Raw genomic sequence first — 12,948 nt, 5'->3', positions numbered from 1 at the left:
GGGCGGCTCGGGGGAGCGATCGGCTTTTTGGCCGGTTATTCTCGCATGCCGTTCAGGTAACCGTTACCACCCAGTTGTCGCATTTGCTGGCGTATCCAGGCGGCGCGATTGTTCACGTATGCGCTGGGTTGGCCGGCGCTCCAGGCGCGCGGGTTTGGCAGCACTGCCGCCAGCTGGCTGGCCTGACGGGCCGAAAGATAGGGCGCTGCAACGCCGAAATGGTACTGCGCCGCCGCCTCGGCGCCGAAGATGCCGTTGCCCCATTCCACGCTGTTCAGGTAAACCTCGAGAATGCGCTGCTTGGGCCACAGCAATTCGATCCAGCCGGTGAACCAGGCCTCCAGCCCCTTGCGTGCCCAGCTGCGGCCGGACCAGAGAAACAGATTCTTGGCCACCTGCTGGCTCAGGGTGCTGGCCCCGCGCAGTGAACCGCCCCGCTCGTTATGGTTCAGTGCGGCGCGAATGGCGGCGATGTCAAAGCCCCAGTGCTCGGCAAATTTCTGGTCCTCGGCGGCGATGACGGCCATTTTCAGATCGTCCGGCAGTTCTGTCCGGGGTCGCCAGCTGCGTTGCAGGTCGATGTGCTCACCGCTGTGCCAGGACTCCAGCTTGCGCTCGATCATCAGGGCGGTGAAGGGCGGTGGCACCCAGCGCAGCACAAGGACCAGCAGCACGGAAAGCGTGGCCAGCAAGAGCAGCAGTTTGGTAAGACGCAGCAGCAGGGTACGGAGCATGGGCATGGTGGTGGCCAGGGAGAGCAGGCATTATAGCGGCGCTGAAATTTCCTGAGCGGAAGTCACCCATGATTCGTCCCTTTCTGATGCTGGCAGCCTTTTTCGGGCTCACCGGTGTTGCCCTCGGCGCCTTCGCCGCCCATGGCCTGAAAAGTCAGCTCAGCGCCGACTACCTGGCAGTGTTCCAGACGGCGGTGCACTACCAGCTTATTCATGCGCTGGCGTTGTTCGGCGTTGCCCTGCTTGCGTTGCATGCGCCGAGTCGGCTGTTGGTGGCGGCAGGCGCTCTGTTCACGCTGGGCGTGTTGCTGTTTTCCGGCAGCTTGTATCTGCTCACGCTGACGGGTGTCGGCAAGCTTGGAATCATCACGCCCTTGGGCGGCACGGCCTTTCTGGCGGGCTGGCTTTGTCTGCTGCTGGCAGGCTGGAAGCTTCGTCGCTGACCCGCTGTGCGGATGAATGGTTTGGGTGGCTCGGGTCGATCAGGCTAGAATGCTGACCCCCTTGGCAATGGTGGCGAGCACTATGCAGATTCAGTTGAACGGCGAAGGCTACGCGCTCCCCGACGGTCAGTCGGTGGCCGATCTGCTGCAGCGTCTGGAGCTAACGGGGCGCCGGCTGGCAGTCGAACTCAATCGCGATATCGTGCCGCGCAGCCTGCATGCGACGACCCTGCTCAGCGATGGCGACCAGGTGGAAATCGTCCATGCCATTGGTGGCGGCTAAGGCTGCTCGTCGCGTCGCCCATTACCGGCTGCTGCCCCGCGCGGCGGCAACTTCCAGCTAAATCACGTGAACAGGATGGCCCCATGAGCCCAGTTCCGCACGACAAGCCCTTCACCCTCGCCGGTCGCACCTATCAGTCGCGCCTGCTGGTGGGCACTGGCAAATACAAAGACCTCGACGAAACCCGCGCCGCCATTGAAGCCTCGGGCGCCGAGATCGTCACGGTCGCGGTGCGCCGCACCAATATCGGGCAGAACCCGGGTGAACCCAATCTGCTGGATGTCATTTCTCCGGATCGCTACACCATCCTGCCCAACACCGCCGGTTGCTATGACGCCGAAGACGCGGTGCGCACCTGTCGGCTGGCTCGTGAGCTGCTCGATGGTCGTTCGCTGGTCAAGCTGGAAGTGCTGGCGGACCAGAAGACCCTGTTCCCCAATGTGATCGAAACCCTCAAGGCCGCCGAAGTGTTGGTCAAAGAGGGCTTCGACGTCATGGTCTACACCAGTGACGACCCGATCATCGCGCGCCAGCTGGCCGAGATGGGCTGCATCGCGGTGATGCCACTGGCCGGGCTGATCGGTACCGGCCTGGGCATCTGCAACCCCTACAACTTGCGCATCATCCTCGAGGAAGCCAAGGTGCCGGTGCTGGTGGATGCTGGTGTGGGCACAGCGTCCGATGCGACCATCGCCATGGAGCTGGGCTGCGAGGCGGTGCTGATGAACAGCGCCATTGCCCATGCGCAGAAGCCGGTGCTGATGGCCGAGGCGATGAAGTATGCCATCGAGGCCGGTCGTCTGGCCTATCTCGCCGGGCGCATGCCGAAGAAGCTCTACGCCAGCGCCTCGTCGCCGCTGGAAGGGCTGATCCGCTAACGTTATTGCCGTCGTTTTCCGCTGCGCAATCACCTGATTGCGCGGTCGGCCATCATTTATTCGCAGGTTCGTTCATGAGTGACATTTCCACCCCGGCCGAGGGTCAACGGCGTATGCGCACCATCAAAAGCTTTGTGATGCGCGCCGGACGCATGACCGAAGGTCAGCAGCGCGGGCTGGACCAGGGCTGGCCACGCTTCGGCCTGGAGCTGGCCGATGGCTTGCGGGATTTCGACGAGGTCTTCGCACGCCAGGCCCCGCGCACCTTCGAAATCGGTTTTGGCATGGGCCACTCCACGCTGGAAATGGCGGCGGCAGCACCCGAACAGGATTTCATCGGCGTGGAAGTGCATTCGCCGGGTGTGGGCGCGCTGCTGTCCGGAGTTATGGCGCAGAACCTGACGAATATCCGTGTCTACAGCTGCGATGCGCTGGAAGTGCTACGTGACTGCGTGGCCGATTCGAGCCTGGATCGGGTCTTGCTGTTTTTCCCCGATCCCTGGCACAAGAGCCGGCACCACAAGCGGCGTATCGTCCAGCCGGCATTTGCCGAGCTGGTGAGGCGCAAGCTGAAGGTGGGCGGTGTGCTGCATATGGCGACCGACTGGGAAGCCTATGCCGAGCACATGCTCGAAGTCATGAACGCCGCGCCGGGTTATCGCAATCAGGCCGCAAGCGGGCAGTATGTCGAACGTCCGCAGGAGCGGCCAACCACCAAGTTTGAACGCCGTGGTGAACGCTTGGGTCATGGCGTCTGGGACCTCAAGTTCGAGCGCATCGACTGACGACAACGTTCCGTCACGATCAACCCGATCTGCTGACTCGAAGAACGCCCTGCCAATAGCAGGGCGTTTTCGTATGTGGCGTCAGCTGGCCCAAGGGTGAGTGGCTGGCAACCGTCAATTGCGGTCGGCAACCACCCCAATGATGAACAGCACCAGCAGCAACACGGGCGCGAGGGTGTAGTTGTTGAACTGTGCCAGGCCCTTGGCCAGCCAGGGGCTCAGATAGATGATGCCGAGGCCGTAGACCAGGGCACAGAACACCACGAACAGCAGGGTGCGCAGGATGAAGTTCAGCCCGTCGATGTTTCTCTGCACCCAGGTGTTCAGCACCGGCCCGAACAGCACGAAAAGCGTTGCCATGATTGCCAGGGAAATATCGGAAAGATGGCTGCGGCTCCAGCGCGACAGGGTGGCGATCAGGTCAAGTACGAGGTCCATGCGGGGTCCTTAGGGCAGGAAAAGTTGCAGCAAATCATTGAGAAAAAGCTGGCCCCTGGGCGTTGCGACCAGACGTTGCGGGTCGGCAAGCAGCAGGCCGCGGGCTTCGGCTTCGTGCCGGGCCTGGGCCAACTGCTGCAGCGGCAAGCCGGTGCGCTGAGTGAACAACAGCGCGGGCACGCCGTCGGTGAGGCGCAGCACATTCATCAGGAATTCAAAGGGCAGTTCTTCGGCCTGCAACGACTTTTCGCCGGCACGAAAGCGCTTGGTCGGGTCGAGATAGTCTTTGGGCAGGCGGGTTTTCCAGCTGCGCAGAATTTGCCCGTCGGGCTGGCTGGTCTTGCCGTGGGCGCCCGCACCGAGCCCGATAAAATCGCCAAAGGTCCAGTAGTTGAGGTTGTGCCGCGCCTGGCGACCGGGCTGTGCGTAGGCTGAGGTCTCGTACTGCGCGTAGCCCTGTTCGGCCAGCAGCGCCTGGCCCGCTTCCTGGATGTCCCAGAGGGTGTCGTCTTCGGGCAGCTGCGGCGGCTTGCTCCAGAATTCGGTATTCGGCTCTACGGTGAGCTGATACCAGGACAGGTGCGTCGGCTTCTGCGCAATGGCAATGCGCAGATCGCTCAGTGCATCCTCCAGGCTCTGTTCGGGCAGGCCGTGCATCAGGTCCAGGTTGAAGTTCTCGAAGCCGGCGGCGCGGGCCATGTCGGCGGCGCGGATGGCTTCCCCTCCATCATGGATGCGGCCCAGAGTCTTCAGTTTCTCCGCTTGGAAGCTCTGTACGCCGATGGACAGCCGGTTGATGCCGAGGCTGCGGTAGTCACGGAACTTGGCCTGCTCGAAGGTGCCCGGATTGGCCTCCAGGGTGATTTCGATGTCCTCGGCAAAGCCAAGGCGCCGCTCCAGCCCTTCAAGAATCCGATCCAGCGCCTGCGCAGAAAACAGGCTGGGTGTGCCACCGCCGAAAAAAATCGAGCTGAGTCGCCGACCCTGGGCCTGATCGAAGTCGTCATCGAGATCGGCGAGCAGCGCCGCAACATACTCGTCTTCCGGCAGCTGCGGCCCGGCGGCATGGGAGTTGAAGTCACAGTACGGACACTTGCGCACGCACCAGGGGATATGGATATAGGCCGCCAGAGGTGGCAGCTCGAAGCCTGGGGCTTTCAAGCGATCCCCAGCCGCGCCTTGAGCAGCCCCATGGCGCGGGCACGGTGGCTGAGCTGGTTCTTGTCCACAGGTGTGAGTTCGGCGCTGGAACACTCGCGTTCGGGTACCCAGAACAGCGGGTCGTAACCGAAGCCCTGCTCGCCCCGCGGTGCATGCAGGATGCGGCCCTGCCAGAGGCCTTCGCAGATGATCGGCAGCGGATCCTCGGCATGCCTGACCAGCGCCAGCGCGCAGACGAACTGGGCGCCGCGTTCGGCGTCGGGGACGCCTTTCAGCACGTTCAGCAGCTTGGCGTTGTTGGCTGTATCGCCCTGGCCATCGGCATAGCGCGCCGAGTAGATGCCCGGCGCGCCGCCGAGGTGATCGACCGCTAGCCCCGAGTCGTCGGCCAGCGCCGGCAGGCCGGACACACGTGCGGCGTTACGTGCCTTGAGGATGGCGTTCTCGATGAACGACAGGCCGGTTTCTTCCGGCTCCACGTCGCTGAATTCGCCCACTGAGCGCACGTGCACAGCATCGCCCAGCATGGCCTGCAGCTCTTTGAGCTTGCCGGCGTTGTGGCTGGCTAGGACCAGTTCTTTGAAAGGCATCATTTGTCGGGAAAGAATTCCTGAGTGAAGTCGAAGCTGACCGGATCGGCCCCCATGGGCTGCACGGTCAGGGAGAATCGCAGCGTTTCGCGCGAGTCGAACGGGAACTGCGCCAGATAGTAGATGGCGTCCTCACCTTCCTTGAGCTGCTTGAAGGTCAGGGAGCGATCCTGGCCCAGCAGGTTCTTGACGGTGCCGCTGACCAGCGCCGCGGACGGCTTGCCGGCCTTGAGCACGGAAATGTTGAGGACGCCCTGGGTCTTGCTGCGCACCAGGCCGGCTGCGGAGGCGATTTCCGGTTGCAGGAAACCGGAGTTGAAGGCGATGTAATGGATGTCGTATTCGCCAAAGCTGTGCTTGCGCTCGGCCCAGGCAGGCATCGCCAGTAGCAGTGCGAGCAGTGCGATCAGGCTGGATTTCATGGTGTTTCCTCCAGAGGTGAAACGGGTTGTCTGCCCGGTCCGGTGACACGGTAGATGCCGATCTCACCGAGCAGGTTCGGCCACAGGCGGCTACCCCAGCCATGCTTGTGGTCGCGGTCCACTGCCAGGCGTTCGAGCACGCTGGCGCCACGCTCCCGGCACAGTCGCTCGAAGTCTTCGAAAGTGCAGAAGTGGATGTTTGGCGTGTTGTACCAAGTGTAGGGGAGAAACTCCGAAACCGGCATGCGGCCCTTGCTGGCCAGATACCAGCGGCAGCGCCAGTGGCCGAAATTGGGGAAGGTGATGATGCATTCACGACCGACGCGCAGCATTTCCTTCATCAGCAGGTCGGGGTAGTGGACGGCCTGAAGCGCCTGCGTCATCACCACCATGTCGAAGCTGTCGCTGGCGAAGTTGCCGAGGCCCAGGTCCAGGTTCTGCTCGATGACGTTGACGCCTTTTTCGACACAGGCGGCGATATTGTCGGGGTCGATCTCCAGGCCGTAGCCGCTGACCTGTTTGTGGTCGCGCAGCCAGGCCAGCAGCTCGCCATTGCCGCAGCCAAGGTCGAGCACCCGGCTGCCAGCGGGGATCCAGTCCTGGATGATATCCAGATCGGCGCGCATGGTGAGCTCCTTATAGAACGATGCGGTTCATGTAGCTGCTGAAGGCCTGCAGATAGCGCGGGATGGGGATCAGAAAGGCATCGTGGCCCTGAGGCGAATCGATTTCCAGGTAGCAGACGTTCTTGCGTGCAGCCATCAGCGCCTTGACGATTTCCCGCGAGCGCTCCGGCGAGAAGCGCCAGTCGGTGGTGAAGGAAATCACGCAGAAGTCGGCCTTGGCGCCCGCCAGTGTTGCGGCCAGGTCATCGCCGTGGTTGGCGGCCGGGTCGAAGTAATCCAGCGCCTTGGTCATCAGCAGGTAGGTATTGGCATCGAAACGACCGGAAAACTCTTCGCCCTGGTAACGCAGGTAGCTTTCGACCTGAAACTCAACGCTGTTGAAGTCGTAGTTGAGCTTCTCGCTCTTCAGGCCGCGACCGAACTTGGTGCCCATGGCGTCATCGGACAGGTAGGTGATGTGGCCGACCATGCGCGCCAGCATCAGCCCTCGCCGGGGGATCACGCCCTGCTCTTGGAAATGCCCGCCGTGAAACTCGGGGTCCGAGAGGATGGCCTGGCGCGCCACTTCATTGAAGGCGATATTTTGCGCGGAAAGCTTGGGTGCCGAGGCAATTGCCACGCAGTGCCGAATTCGCTCGGGATAGCTGATGGTCCACTGCAGCGCCTGCATGCCGCCCAGGCTGCCGCCCACTACTGCCGCCCATTGCGTGATTTCGAGCATGTCGGCCAGGCGCGCTTGACTGTGAACCCAGTCCTCGACGGTGACCACCGGAAAATCCGCACCGTAGGGCTTGCCGGTCTGCGGGTTGAGACTGCTGGGGCCGGTCGAGCCGTTGCAGCCGCCGAGGTTATTCAGGCTAACCACGAAGAAACGGTTGGTATCGATGGCCTTGCCCGGCCCGATGCAGGCATCCCACCAGCCCGGTTTGCGGTCTTCCATGCTGTGGTAGCCGGCAGCATGGTGATGGCCGGATAGGGCATGACAGATCAGCACGGCATTGCTGCGGCTGGCGTTGAGTTTGCCGTAGGTTTCGTAGATCAGTTGGTAGTCATGCAGCGTGCGGCCGCAGGCGAGTGCCAGCGGTTCGGCGAAATGCACGACCTTCGGACTCACCAGACCAACGGAATCGGCTGGAATAGCAGTGGGCATCGACCCTGGCTCTTGCGAAAAGAAGGCACGAAGTCTAAAGGTTAGCGCGGCTCAATTCACCCTCAATCGCAACGCCGGCTCAGCCTGCGACGATGCTGACCACCTTGCCCTGGCGACGGGTGGGTGCCGGGCGGCGCAGCAGGCGCAGCATTTCGCCGGCCTGGGTCAGTTGTTGCCGCAGTTCGAGCTCGTAGTGCGCCAGCTGACGGCTGCGCTGGCTGTTTTGCTGGTTGTCCTGGGCCAGGCTCTTGAGGCGCAGCATATGCGTCTCCAGCTGCTGCTTGTGCTCCAGTGAGTGCTGCATGAGCGGTATCAGGGCTTCGGCGGCCCAGTGTTCGGCTTCCTGGCGCAGGCGTTGGTGCATGGCAATCACTTCCTGCACCAGCGTGGCGAAGAAACGTCGGGTCAGGGTGCGCTGTTCGGTGAGCAGGGTCTTGAGTTGCAGGCGAAACTGATCGGCCTTGTTCTGCAGGTCCTTGAGTTCCCGCTGGTAGGGGGCCAGTTGGAAAAGCGGAGCGTCTGCTCCCAGCAGGGGATTTTCTTCGTTGTGGCGGCTGTAGATGGCGACCAGCATTTTATTGGCCAGTGCCGCTTCCTGTTCCAGTACGCCCAGATCCTGGTCCACCGAACGGAAGAAATGCAGAATGCTGAGGTTGATGCCCAGTGTGGTCAGGCTGCCACTCAGGCTGCGGTGCAGGCGCGCCAGGTGCTCTTCCAGACGCTCGGCGCGTACAGTGGCGCGCAATAGCTCGCCCTGACGCTGCAACAGTCGCTGATTGGTTTTCAGCTGCAGCAGGCGCTTGTGGTGCTGGTTGTGGTCGTGGCGGGTGCGGGCGGTCAGTTCCAGCAGCATCTGACCGCTGTCCTGACGATGGCTGTCGAGCAGCTCGCTCTGTTCGCGCACCTTGTTCAGGCGCAGGTCGAGGATGTTCTGGCTGTTCTGCAGCAGCGCCAGGACCTGGCGCACCACCTGCTGTTCGAGCAGTTGCTCCTTGCGGGCCAGAATGCGCTCGCAGAGCAGTTGTTCCAGTGTTGCCAGGCGGCTGCGCTCAAGCAATGCAGAGTCGTCATGGATTCTGGCACGCAGGGCCTGTTTGGCCGACAGTGGCAGCACATCCTCGGTAGCGATGCCCAGCTGCTGCGCTGTGTTGGCGCGAATCTGCTCGATGGCACTCGCCACGAAGGCTTCGCCGCCGACGTCGTCCCACAGCACGTCGATCTTGTTGAGGACGGCGAACAGGCGTTGCTGGCCGTCGTCGAGCTGGCGGATATGCTGCTGCCAGATGCCCATGTCGCTGGCAGTGACGCCGGCATCGGCCGACAGCAGGAAGATGATCGCCTGGGCGCTGGGCAACATCGATAGCGTGAGTTCCGGTTCGCTGCCCAGCGCATTGAGGCCGGGCGTATCGAGAATGCGCAGGCCCTGGCGCAGCAACGGATGGTCGAAATTGACCATGGCATGCCGCCAGGCCGGCACCAGGACTTCGCCGGGTGTATCGGAGCTTTCCAGCGCGTCCGGATGAAAGCCGAGCTGAATGGCCTGCTCCACCGGAATCGACTTGATTGCCGCTACCTGGCTGAAGGCTTCGATCATGCCGTCAGGATCGTCCGGATTCAGTGGCAGGTTCAGCCAGAATCGGGGCGTGCGCTTGAGCTGGGCGATGCTGGTGTCTTCCAGACGTGATTCGATTGGCAGCAGGCGAATAAAGGAGCGTTCCGTGCGTGGATCGAAAAACAGTTCGGTCGGGCACATGGTGGTGCGACCGGCACGCGAAGGCAGGATGCGCTGACCGTAGCCGGAGAAGAACAGGCTATTGATCAATTCGGTCTTGCCGCGGGAAAATTCGCCAACGAAGGCCAGGGTGATGTGGTCAGTGCGCAGCTGTTTGAGGGCGCGCTCCAGGCGCGCATCCACGGCACTGGAGTTGAGGCGGTTGTGGACCAGCCAGCTGCGATAGCGGGTGATCTCGCGAATCAGATCGCGTTTCCAGGTGACATAGGCATCCACCTGCCGGTCAAGTCGTTCCATGATCAGCGTTTCCTGAAAGGCGATGGGCCGATTATCCCCGTCGGCCCGTGCAGGTCAATCAGGTCGCTGTGAACTGGCCCCCAAACCCAAAAGAGGTGATCGAGGGCCAGCCATTCAGACCAGTCCGCGCAGGATGTTGGGCATGTTGGTCATCACGATCAGGTTGTTGATCACCAGCATTTCCAGCAGCTTGATCGCCAGAAAAGCGAAGATCGGCGAAAGATCCAGGCCGCCCAGATTGGGCAGCAGGCGACGGAAGGGCGCCAGTGCCGGCTCGGTGATCTGGCTGATCAGTTGTGCGCCAGGGTTGTGGCTGCCCGGTGCGACCCAGGACAGAATTACGCTGATGATCAGGGCATAGAAGAAGATGTTCAGGAACAGCCCGGTGATGCCAATGATGGCCCAGACCAGAAGCTGCAGTGGGTTGCCAATGCTGCCGTAGGTCAGCATCAGGATGGTCGCCATCAGCAGTATCTGCACGATAAGCGCCAGCACCAGCGAGGACAGGTCGAGGCTGCCGATGCTGGGGATCACCCGGCGTAGCGGTCGCAGCAGCGGGTGCGTGACCTTGACGATGAACTGGCTCAGCGGGTTGTAGAAGTCGGCGCGTACCAGTTGCAGGATGAAGCGCAGCAGTACGATCAGCAGGTAGAGGCTGCCGAGTGTCTGGATGATGAGGATCAGGGCTTGCGAGAGTTGTGACATGAAGGTTCCTTAGTTGCCCAGTTGTGCGGCGAGTTCGGCCGAGCGTTGCGCGGCTGCATTCAGAGCCTGCTGCACGAGCGCCTCGAAGCCGCCCGCCTGGAAGGCTTTGATCGCCGCTTCGGTAGTACCGTTCGGTGAGGTGACGCGGCGGCGTAATTCGGCCGCTTCGATATCGCTTTCGCAGGCCATGCGTGCGGCGCCCAGCGCGGTGTGCAAGGTCAATCGGTTGGCTGTTTCGCGAGGCAGACCGAGCTGCTCGCCAGCGGCGGTCATGGCTTCGATCAGCAGGAAGAAATACGCCGGGCCGCTGCCGGAAACCGCCGTGACGGCATCGATCAGCGCTTCGTCATCCAGCCACAAGGCCAGTCCGACCGCGGACAGCAGTTGCTCGGCCTGCTGCTTTTGCTCAGCGCTGACCTGGCCATTGGCATACAGGCCGCTGACGCCCTGGCGCAACAGCGATGGCGTGTTGGGCATGCAGCGTACGATGGCGCGAGGCTGCGGGCCGAGCCAGTTCTGCAGGCTGTCGCAGCTGATGCCGGCGGCAATCGAAACGATCAGCTGGTGCGCTTGCAGATGCCCGGCCAGCTCGCGGCAGACGCTTTGCATCACCTGTGGCTTGACCGCCAGTACCACCACGTCGGCATCGTTCACGGCCTGGTCATTGTCGGCAAAGGTCTCGATGCCATGCTCGGTGCCGAGTGCGGCGCGTCTGTCTGCGCCGGGGTCGCTGGCGCAAAGGGCTTCGGCAGCGATGCCCTGGGCGCGCAGCCCGCCGATCAGGCTGGCGGCCATGTTGCCGCCGCCGATAAAGGCGATCCGGGGAGTGCTCATCTGTTATTTCCTTTGGTCATGCGTGGGCGCTGTCTTGGCAGTATGCGATGGGTAAGCGCGGGCGCCGAACAGGGCAGTGCCGATGCGCACCCAGGTGGCACCTTCGGCGATGGCGGCTTCAAGGTCCTGGCTCATGCCCATGGACAGGGTGTCCAGTTCCGCGTCGAGTTCCTGCTGCAACTGGCGTACGCGGGCGAAGGCGGCGTGTTGCTCGGCGGTATCATTGGTGGGTTCGGGAATGGCCATCAGGCCACGCAGGCGCAGATTGGGCAGAATGGCGATGGCGCGGACCAGTTCGGCGACCTCCTGTGGTGCGCAGCCGGACTTGCTGGATTCCAGACTGACGTTGACCTGCAGGCAGATATTCAGTGGTGGCAATTCGGCGGGCCGCTGATCCGACAGGCGCTGAGCGATCTTCAGGCGATCCACCGAATGCACCCAGTCGAAATGCTCGGCGATGGCCTTGGTTTTGTTCGACTGGATGGGGCCGATGAAATGCCAAGTGAGGGCAAGGTCGGCAAGGTCGGCCTGTTTTTCCAGGGCTTCCTGCAGATAATTTTCGCCGAAATCGTTCAGGCCGGCGCTGTGGGCTTCGCGAATGGCTTGTGCCGATTGCGTCTTGCTGACAGCCAGCAGCCCGACCGAGTCTGGATCGCGCCCCGCAGCTTGCGCCGCCTCACGGATACGTGTTGCGACCTTTGCAATATTCTTCGCTATCGTGGACATTTACCTGCGCCGCCAGCTTAGGGTCTGCGCGGCATTCTACCTGCTTGCTTGTAATTGGGGAGTCCCATGGATATCACAGAACTGCTGGCCTTCAGTGCCAAGCAGGGTGCGTCGGATTTGCACCTTTCTTCCGGTTTGCCGCCGATGATCCGCGTTGATGGTGATGTGCGGCGGATCAACCTTCCGGCGATGGACCACAAGCAGGTGCATGCGCTGATCTACGACATCATGAACGACAAGCAGCGCAAGGACTTCGAGGAGTTTCTGGAAACCGACTTCTCCTTCGAGGTGCCGGGTGTCGCGCGTTTCCGGGTCAACGCCTTCAACCAGAATCGCGGTTCCGGTGCGGTGTTCCGGACCATTCCGTCCAAGGTGCTGACCATGGAAGACCTGGGCATGGGCGAGGTCTTCCGCAAGATCACCGATGTACCACGCGGGCTGGTGCTGGTCACCGGCCCCACCGGCTCGGGCAAGTCCACGACGCTTGCGGCCATGCTCGATTATCTGAACAGCACCAAGTACCAGCACATCCTCACCATTGAAGACCCTATCGAATTCGTCCATGAATCGAAGAAGTGTCTGGTCAACCAGCGCGAAGTGCATCGTGACACCCTGGGCTTCTCCGAAGCGCTGCGCTCGGCCCTGCGTGAGGATCCGGACATTATTCTGGTAGGCGAGATGCGTGACCTGGAAACCATCCGCCTGGCGCTGACCGCAGCGGAAACCGGGCACCTGGTATTCGGCACACTGCACACCACCTCGGCGGCCAAGACCATCGACCGTGTAGTGGACGTGTTCCCTGCCGAGGAAAAGTCCATGGTTCGCTCGATGCTTTCCGAATCCTTGCAGGCGGTGATTTCCCAGACGCTGATGAAAAAGGTCGGTGGCGGGCGCGTGGCGGCTCACGAAATCATGATTGGCACCCCGGCGATCCGTAACCTGATCCGCGAAGACAAGGTGGCGCAGATGTATTCCTCGATCCAGACCGGTGGTTCGCTGGGCATGCAGACGCTTGATTCCTGCCTCAAGAGCCTGCTCGCCAAGGGCATCATTTCCCGTGACAGCGCCAAGGAGAAGGCCAAGCAGCCGGAAAACTTCTGATCTATCCGACACGGTTCTGACAATCACCCAGGGGCGCCGCCCG

Annotated in this window: 16 protein-coding genes; 5 read left to right on the top strand and 11 right to left on the bottom strand. The window is 62.1% G+C overall.

All coding sequences use genetic code 11. The features are described 5' to 3' along the window. Positions 1-35: 35 nt before the first annotated feature. Positions 36-734 (bottom strand): monofunctional biosynthetic peptidoglycan transglycosylase, encoded by a 699-nt coding sequence (mtgA, locus tag NAV32_RS06580; protein ID WP_256052158.1) that lies wholly within the window; start codon positions 732-734, stop codon positions 36-38. A gap of 68 nt (positions 735-802) precedes the next feature. Here mtgA and NAV32_RS06575 point away from each other — a divergent pair, with 68 nt between their 5' ends. From NAV32_RS06575 to trmB, 4 genes are all read left to right on the top strand, one after another. Then, positions 803-1,177 carry a DUF423 domain-containing protein gene (locus NAV32_RS06575; protein WP_256051999.1) on the top strand — a complete coding sequence of 125 codons (375 nt, stop codon included), beginning with the start codon at positions 803-805 and terminating at the stop codon, positions 1,175-1,177. Between the two features lie 82 nt (positions 1,178-1,259). Then, positions 1,260-1,460, top strand: coding sequence for a sulfur carrier protein ThiS (gene thiS / locus NAV32_RS06570; protein WP_256051998.1), 201 nt, complete (start codon positions 1,260-1,262; stop codon positions 1,458-1,460). An 83-nt stretch (positions 1,461-1,543) separates the two neighbouring features. Then, on the top strand, positions 1,544-2,338 hold the full coding sequence (locus NAV32_RS06565) for a thiazole synthase (protein WP_256051997.1): 795 nt from the start codon (positions 1,544-1,546) through the stop codon (positions 2,336-2,338). A 74-nt stretch (positions 2,339-2,412) separates the two neighbouring features. After that, positions 2,413-3,123 carry a tRNA (guanosine(46)-N7)-methyltransferase TrmB gene (gene trmB / locus NAV32_RS06560; RefSeq protein WP_272890184.1) on the top strand — a complete coding sequence of 237 codons (711 nt, stop codon included), beginning with the start codon at positions 2,413-2,415 and terminating at the stop codon, positions 3,121-3,123. 114 nt (positions 3,124-3,237) lie between these two features. On the opposite strand, the gene NAV32_RS06555 is transcribed toward trmB, so the two are convergent. The 10 genes from NAV32_RS06555 to NAV32_RS06510 all read right to left on the bottom strand — a co-directional run bounded on the left by NAV32_RS06555 (position 3,238) and on the right by NAV32_RS06510 (position 11,804). Further along, positions 3,238-3,561: a DUF3392 domain-containing protein gene (locus NAV32_RS06555; RefSeq protein WP_256051996.1), complete on the bottom strand. Its 324-nt coding sequence runs from the start codon at positions 3,559-3,561 to the stop codon at positions 3,238-3,240. A 9-nt stretch (positions 3,562-3,570) separates the two neighbouring features. After that, on the bottom strand, positions 3,571-4,722 hold the full coding sequence (gene hemW / locus NAV32_RS06550) for a radical SAM family heme chaperone HemW (RefSeq protein ID WP_256051995.1): 1,152 nt from the start codon (positions 4,720-4,722) through the stop codon (positions 3,571-3,573). Further along, on the bottom strand, positions 4,719-5,315 hold the full coding sequence (rdgB, locus tag NAV32_RS06545; protein WP_256051994.1) for an RdgB/HAM1 family non-canonical purine NTP pyrophosphatase: 597 nt from the start codon (positions 5,313-5,315) through the stop codon (positions 4,719-4,721). The genes hemW and rdgB overlap by 4 nt, the downstream gene beginning before the upstream one ends. Then, on the bottom strand, positions 5,312-5,734 hold the full coding sequence (locus tag NAV32_RS06540) for a DUF4426 domain-containing protein (RefSeq protein ID WP_256051993.1): 423 nt from the start codon (positions 5,732-5,734) through the stop codon (positions 5,312-5,314). The genes rdgB and NAV32_RS06540 overlap by 4 nt, the downstream gene beginning before the upstream one ends. Next, positions 5,731-6,360: a methionine biosynthesis protein MetW gene (gene metW, locus NAV32_RS06535; protein ID WP_256051992.1), complete on the bottom strand. Its 630-nt coding sequence runs from the start codon at positions 6,358-6,360 to the stop codon at positions 5,731-5,733. Before metW ends, NAV32_RS06540 begins: the two co-directional genes overlap by 4 nt. Before the next feature lie 10 nt (positions 6,361-6,370). Then, entirely contained in the window at positions 6,371-7,510 is a 1,140-nt protein-coding gene (gene metX / locus NAV32_RS06530) for a homoserine O-succinyltransferase MetX (RefSeq protein WP_256051991.1), read from the bottom strand. 79 nt (positions 7,511-7,589) lie between these two features. Then, complete coding sequence (locus NAV32_RS06525; protein WP_256052156.1) at positions 7,590-9,545, bottom strand: dynamin-like GTPase family protein; 1,956 nt, start codon at positions 9,543-9,545, stop codon at positions 7,590-7,592. Positions 9,546-9,653: 108 nt separating this feature from the next. Next, positions 9,654-10,244 (bottom strand): YggT family protein, encoded by a 591-nt coding sequence (locus NAV32_RS06520; protein ID WP_256051990.1) that lies wholly within the window; start codon positions 10,242-10,244, stop codon positions 9,654-9,656. A gap of 9 nt (positions 10,245-10,253) precedes the next feature. Further along, on the bottom strand, positions 10,254-11,078 hold the full coding sequence (proC, locus tag NAV32_RS06515) for a pyrroline-5-carboxylate reductase (protein ID WP_256051989.1): 825 nt from the start codon (positions 11,076-11,078) through the stop codon (positions 10,254-10,256). 3 nt (positions 11,079-11,081) lie between these two features. Then, positions 11,082-11,804: a YggS family pyridoxal phosphate-dependent enzyme gene (locus NAV32_RS06510; RefSeq protein WP_256051988.1), complete on the bottom strand. Its 723-nt coding sequence runs from the start codon at positions 11,802-11,804 to the stop codon at positions 11,082-11,084. Between the two features lie 66 nt (positions 11,805-11,870). Between NAV32_RS06510 and NAV32_RS06505 the strand changes: the two genes are divergently transcribed. After that, entirely contained in the window at positions 11,871-12,905 is a 1,035-nt protein-coding gene (locus tag NAV32_RS06505) for a type IV pilus twitching motility protein PilT (protein ID WP_256051987.1), read from the top strand. The last annotated feature ends 43 nt before the right edge of the window (positions 12,906-12,948 follow it).

It is taken from the genome of Stutzerimonas stutzeri, assembly GCF_024448695.1.
Lineage (GTDB): Bacteria > Pseudomonadota > Gammaproteobacteria > Pseudomonadales > Pseudomonadaceae > Stutzerimonas > Stutzerimonas stutzeri_T.
This window is presented reverse-complemented; position numbering and strand designations above follow the sequence as displayed.

What these genes read in the sequence shown, in the direction of transcription:
- mtgA (WP_256052158.1), bottom strand. Translation starts at nt 734, where the DNA reads ATGCTCCGTACCCTGCTGCTGCGTCTTACCAAACTGCTGCTCTTGCTG.
- NAV32_RS06575 (WP_256051999.1), top strand. Translation starts at nt 803, where the DNA reads ATGATTCGTCCCTTTCTGATGCTGGCAGCCTTTTTCGGGCTCACCGGT.
- thiS (WP_256051998.1), top strand. Translation starts at nt 1,260, where the DNA reads ATGCAGATTCAGTTGAACGGCGAAGGCTACGCGCTCCCCGACGGTCAG.
- NAV32_RS06565 (WP_256051997.1), top strand. Translation starts at nt 1,544, where the DNA reads ATGAGCCCAGTTCCGCACGACAAGCCCTTCACCCTCGCCGGTCGCACC.
- trmB (WP_272890184.1), top strand. Translation starts at nt 2,413, where the DNA reads ATGAGTGACATTTCCACCCCGGCCGAGGGTCAACGGCGTATGCGCACC.
- NAV32_RS06555 (WP_256051996.1), bottom strand. Translation starts at nt 3,561, where the DNA reads ATGGACCTCGTACTTGACCTGATCGCCACCCTGTCGCGCTGGAGCCGC.
- rdgB (WP_256051994.1), bottom strand. Translation starts at nt 5,315, where the DNA reads ATGATGCCTTTCAAAGAACTGGTCCTAGCCAGCCACAACGCCGGCAAG.
- NAV32_RS06540 (WP_256051993.1), bottom strand. Translation starts at nt 5,734, where the DNA reads ATGAAATCCAGCCTGATCGCACTGCTCGCACTGCTACTGGCGATGCCT.
- metW (WP_256051992.1), bottom strand. Translation starts at nt 6,360, where the DNA reads ATGCGCGCCGATCTGGATATCATCCAGGACTGGATCCCCGCTGGCAGC.
- metX (WP_256051991.1), bottom strand. Translation starts at nt 7,510, where the DNA reads ATGCCCACTGCTATTCCAGCCGATTCCGTTGGTCTGGTGAGTCCGAAG.
- NAV32_RS06520 (WP_256051990.1), bottom strand. Translation starts at nt 10,244, where the DNA reads ATGTCACAACTCTCGCAAGCCCTGATCCTCATCATCCAGACACTCGGC.
- proC (WP_256051989.1), bottom strand. Translation starts at nt 11,078, where the DNA reads ATGAGCACTCCCCGGATCGCCTTTATCGGCGGCGGCAACATGGCCGCC.
- NAV32_RS06510 (WP_256051988.1), bottom strand. Translation starts at nt 11,804, where the DNA reads ATGTCCACGATAGCGAAGAATATTGCAAAGGTCGCAACACGTATCCGT.
- NAV32_RS06505 (WP_256051987.1), top strand. Translation starts at nt 11,871, where the DNA reads ATGGATATCACAGAACTGCTGGCCTTCAGTGCCAAGCAGGGTGCGTCG.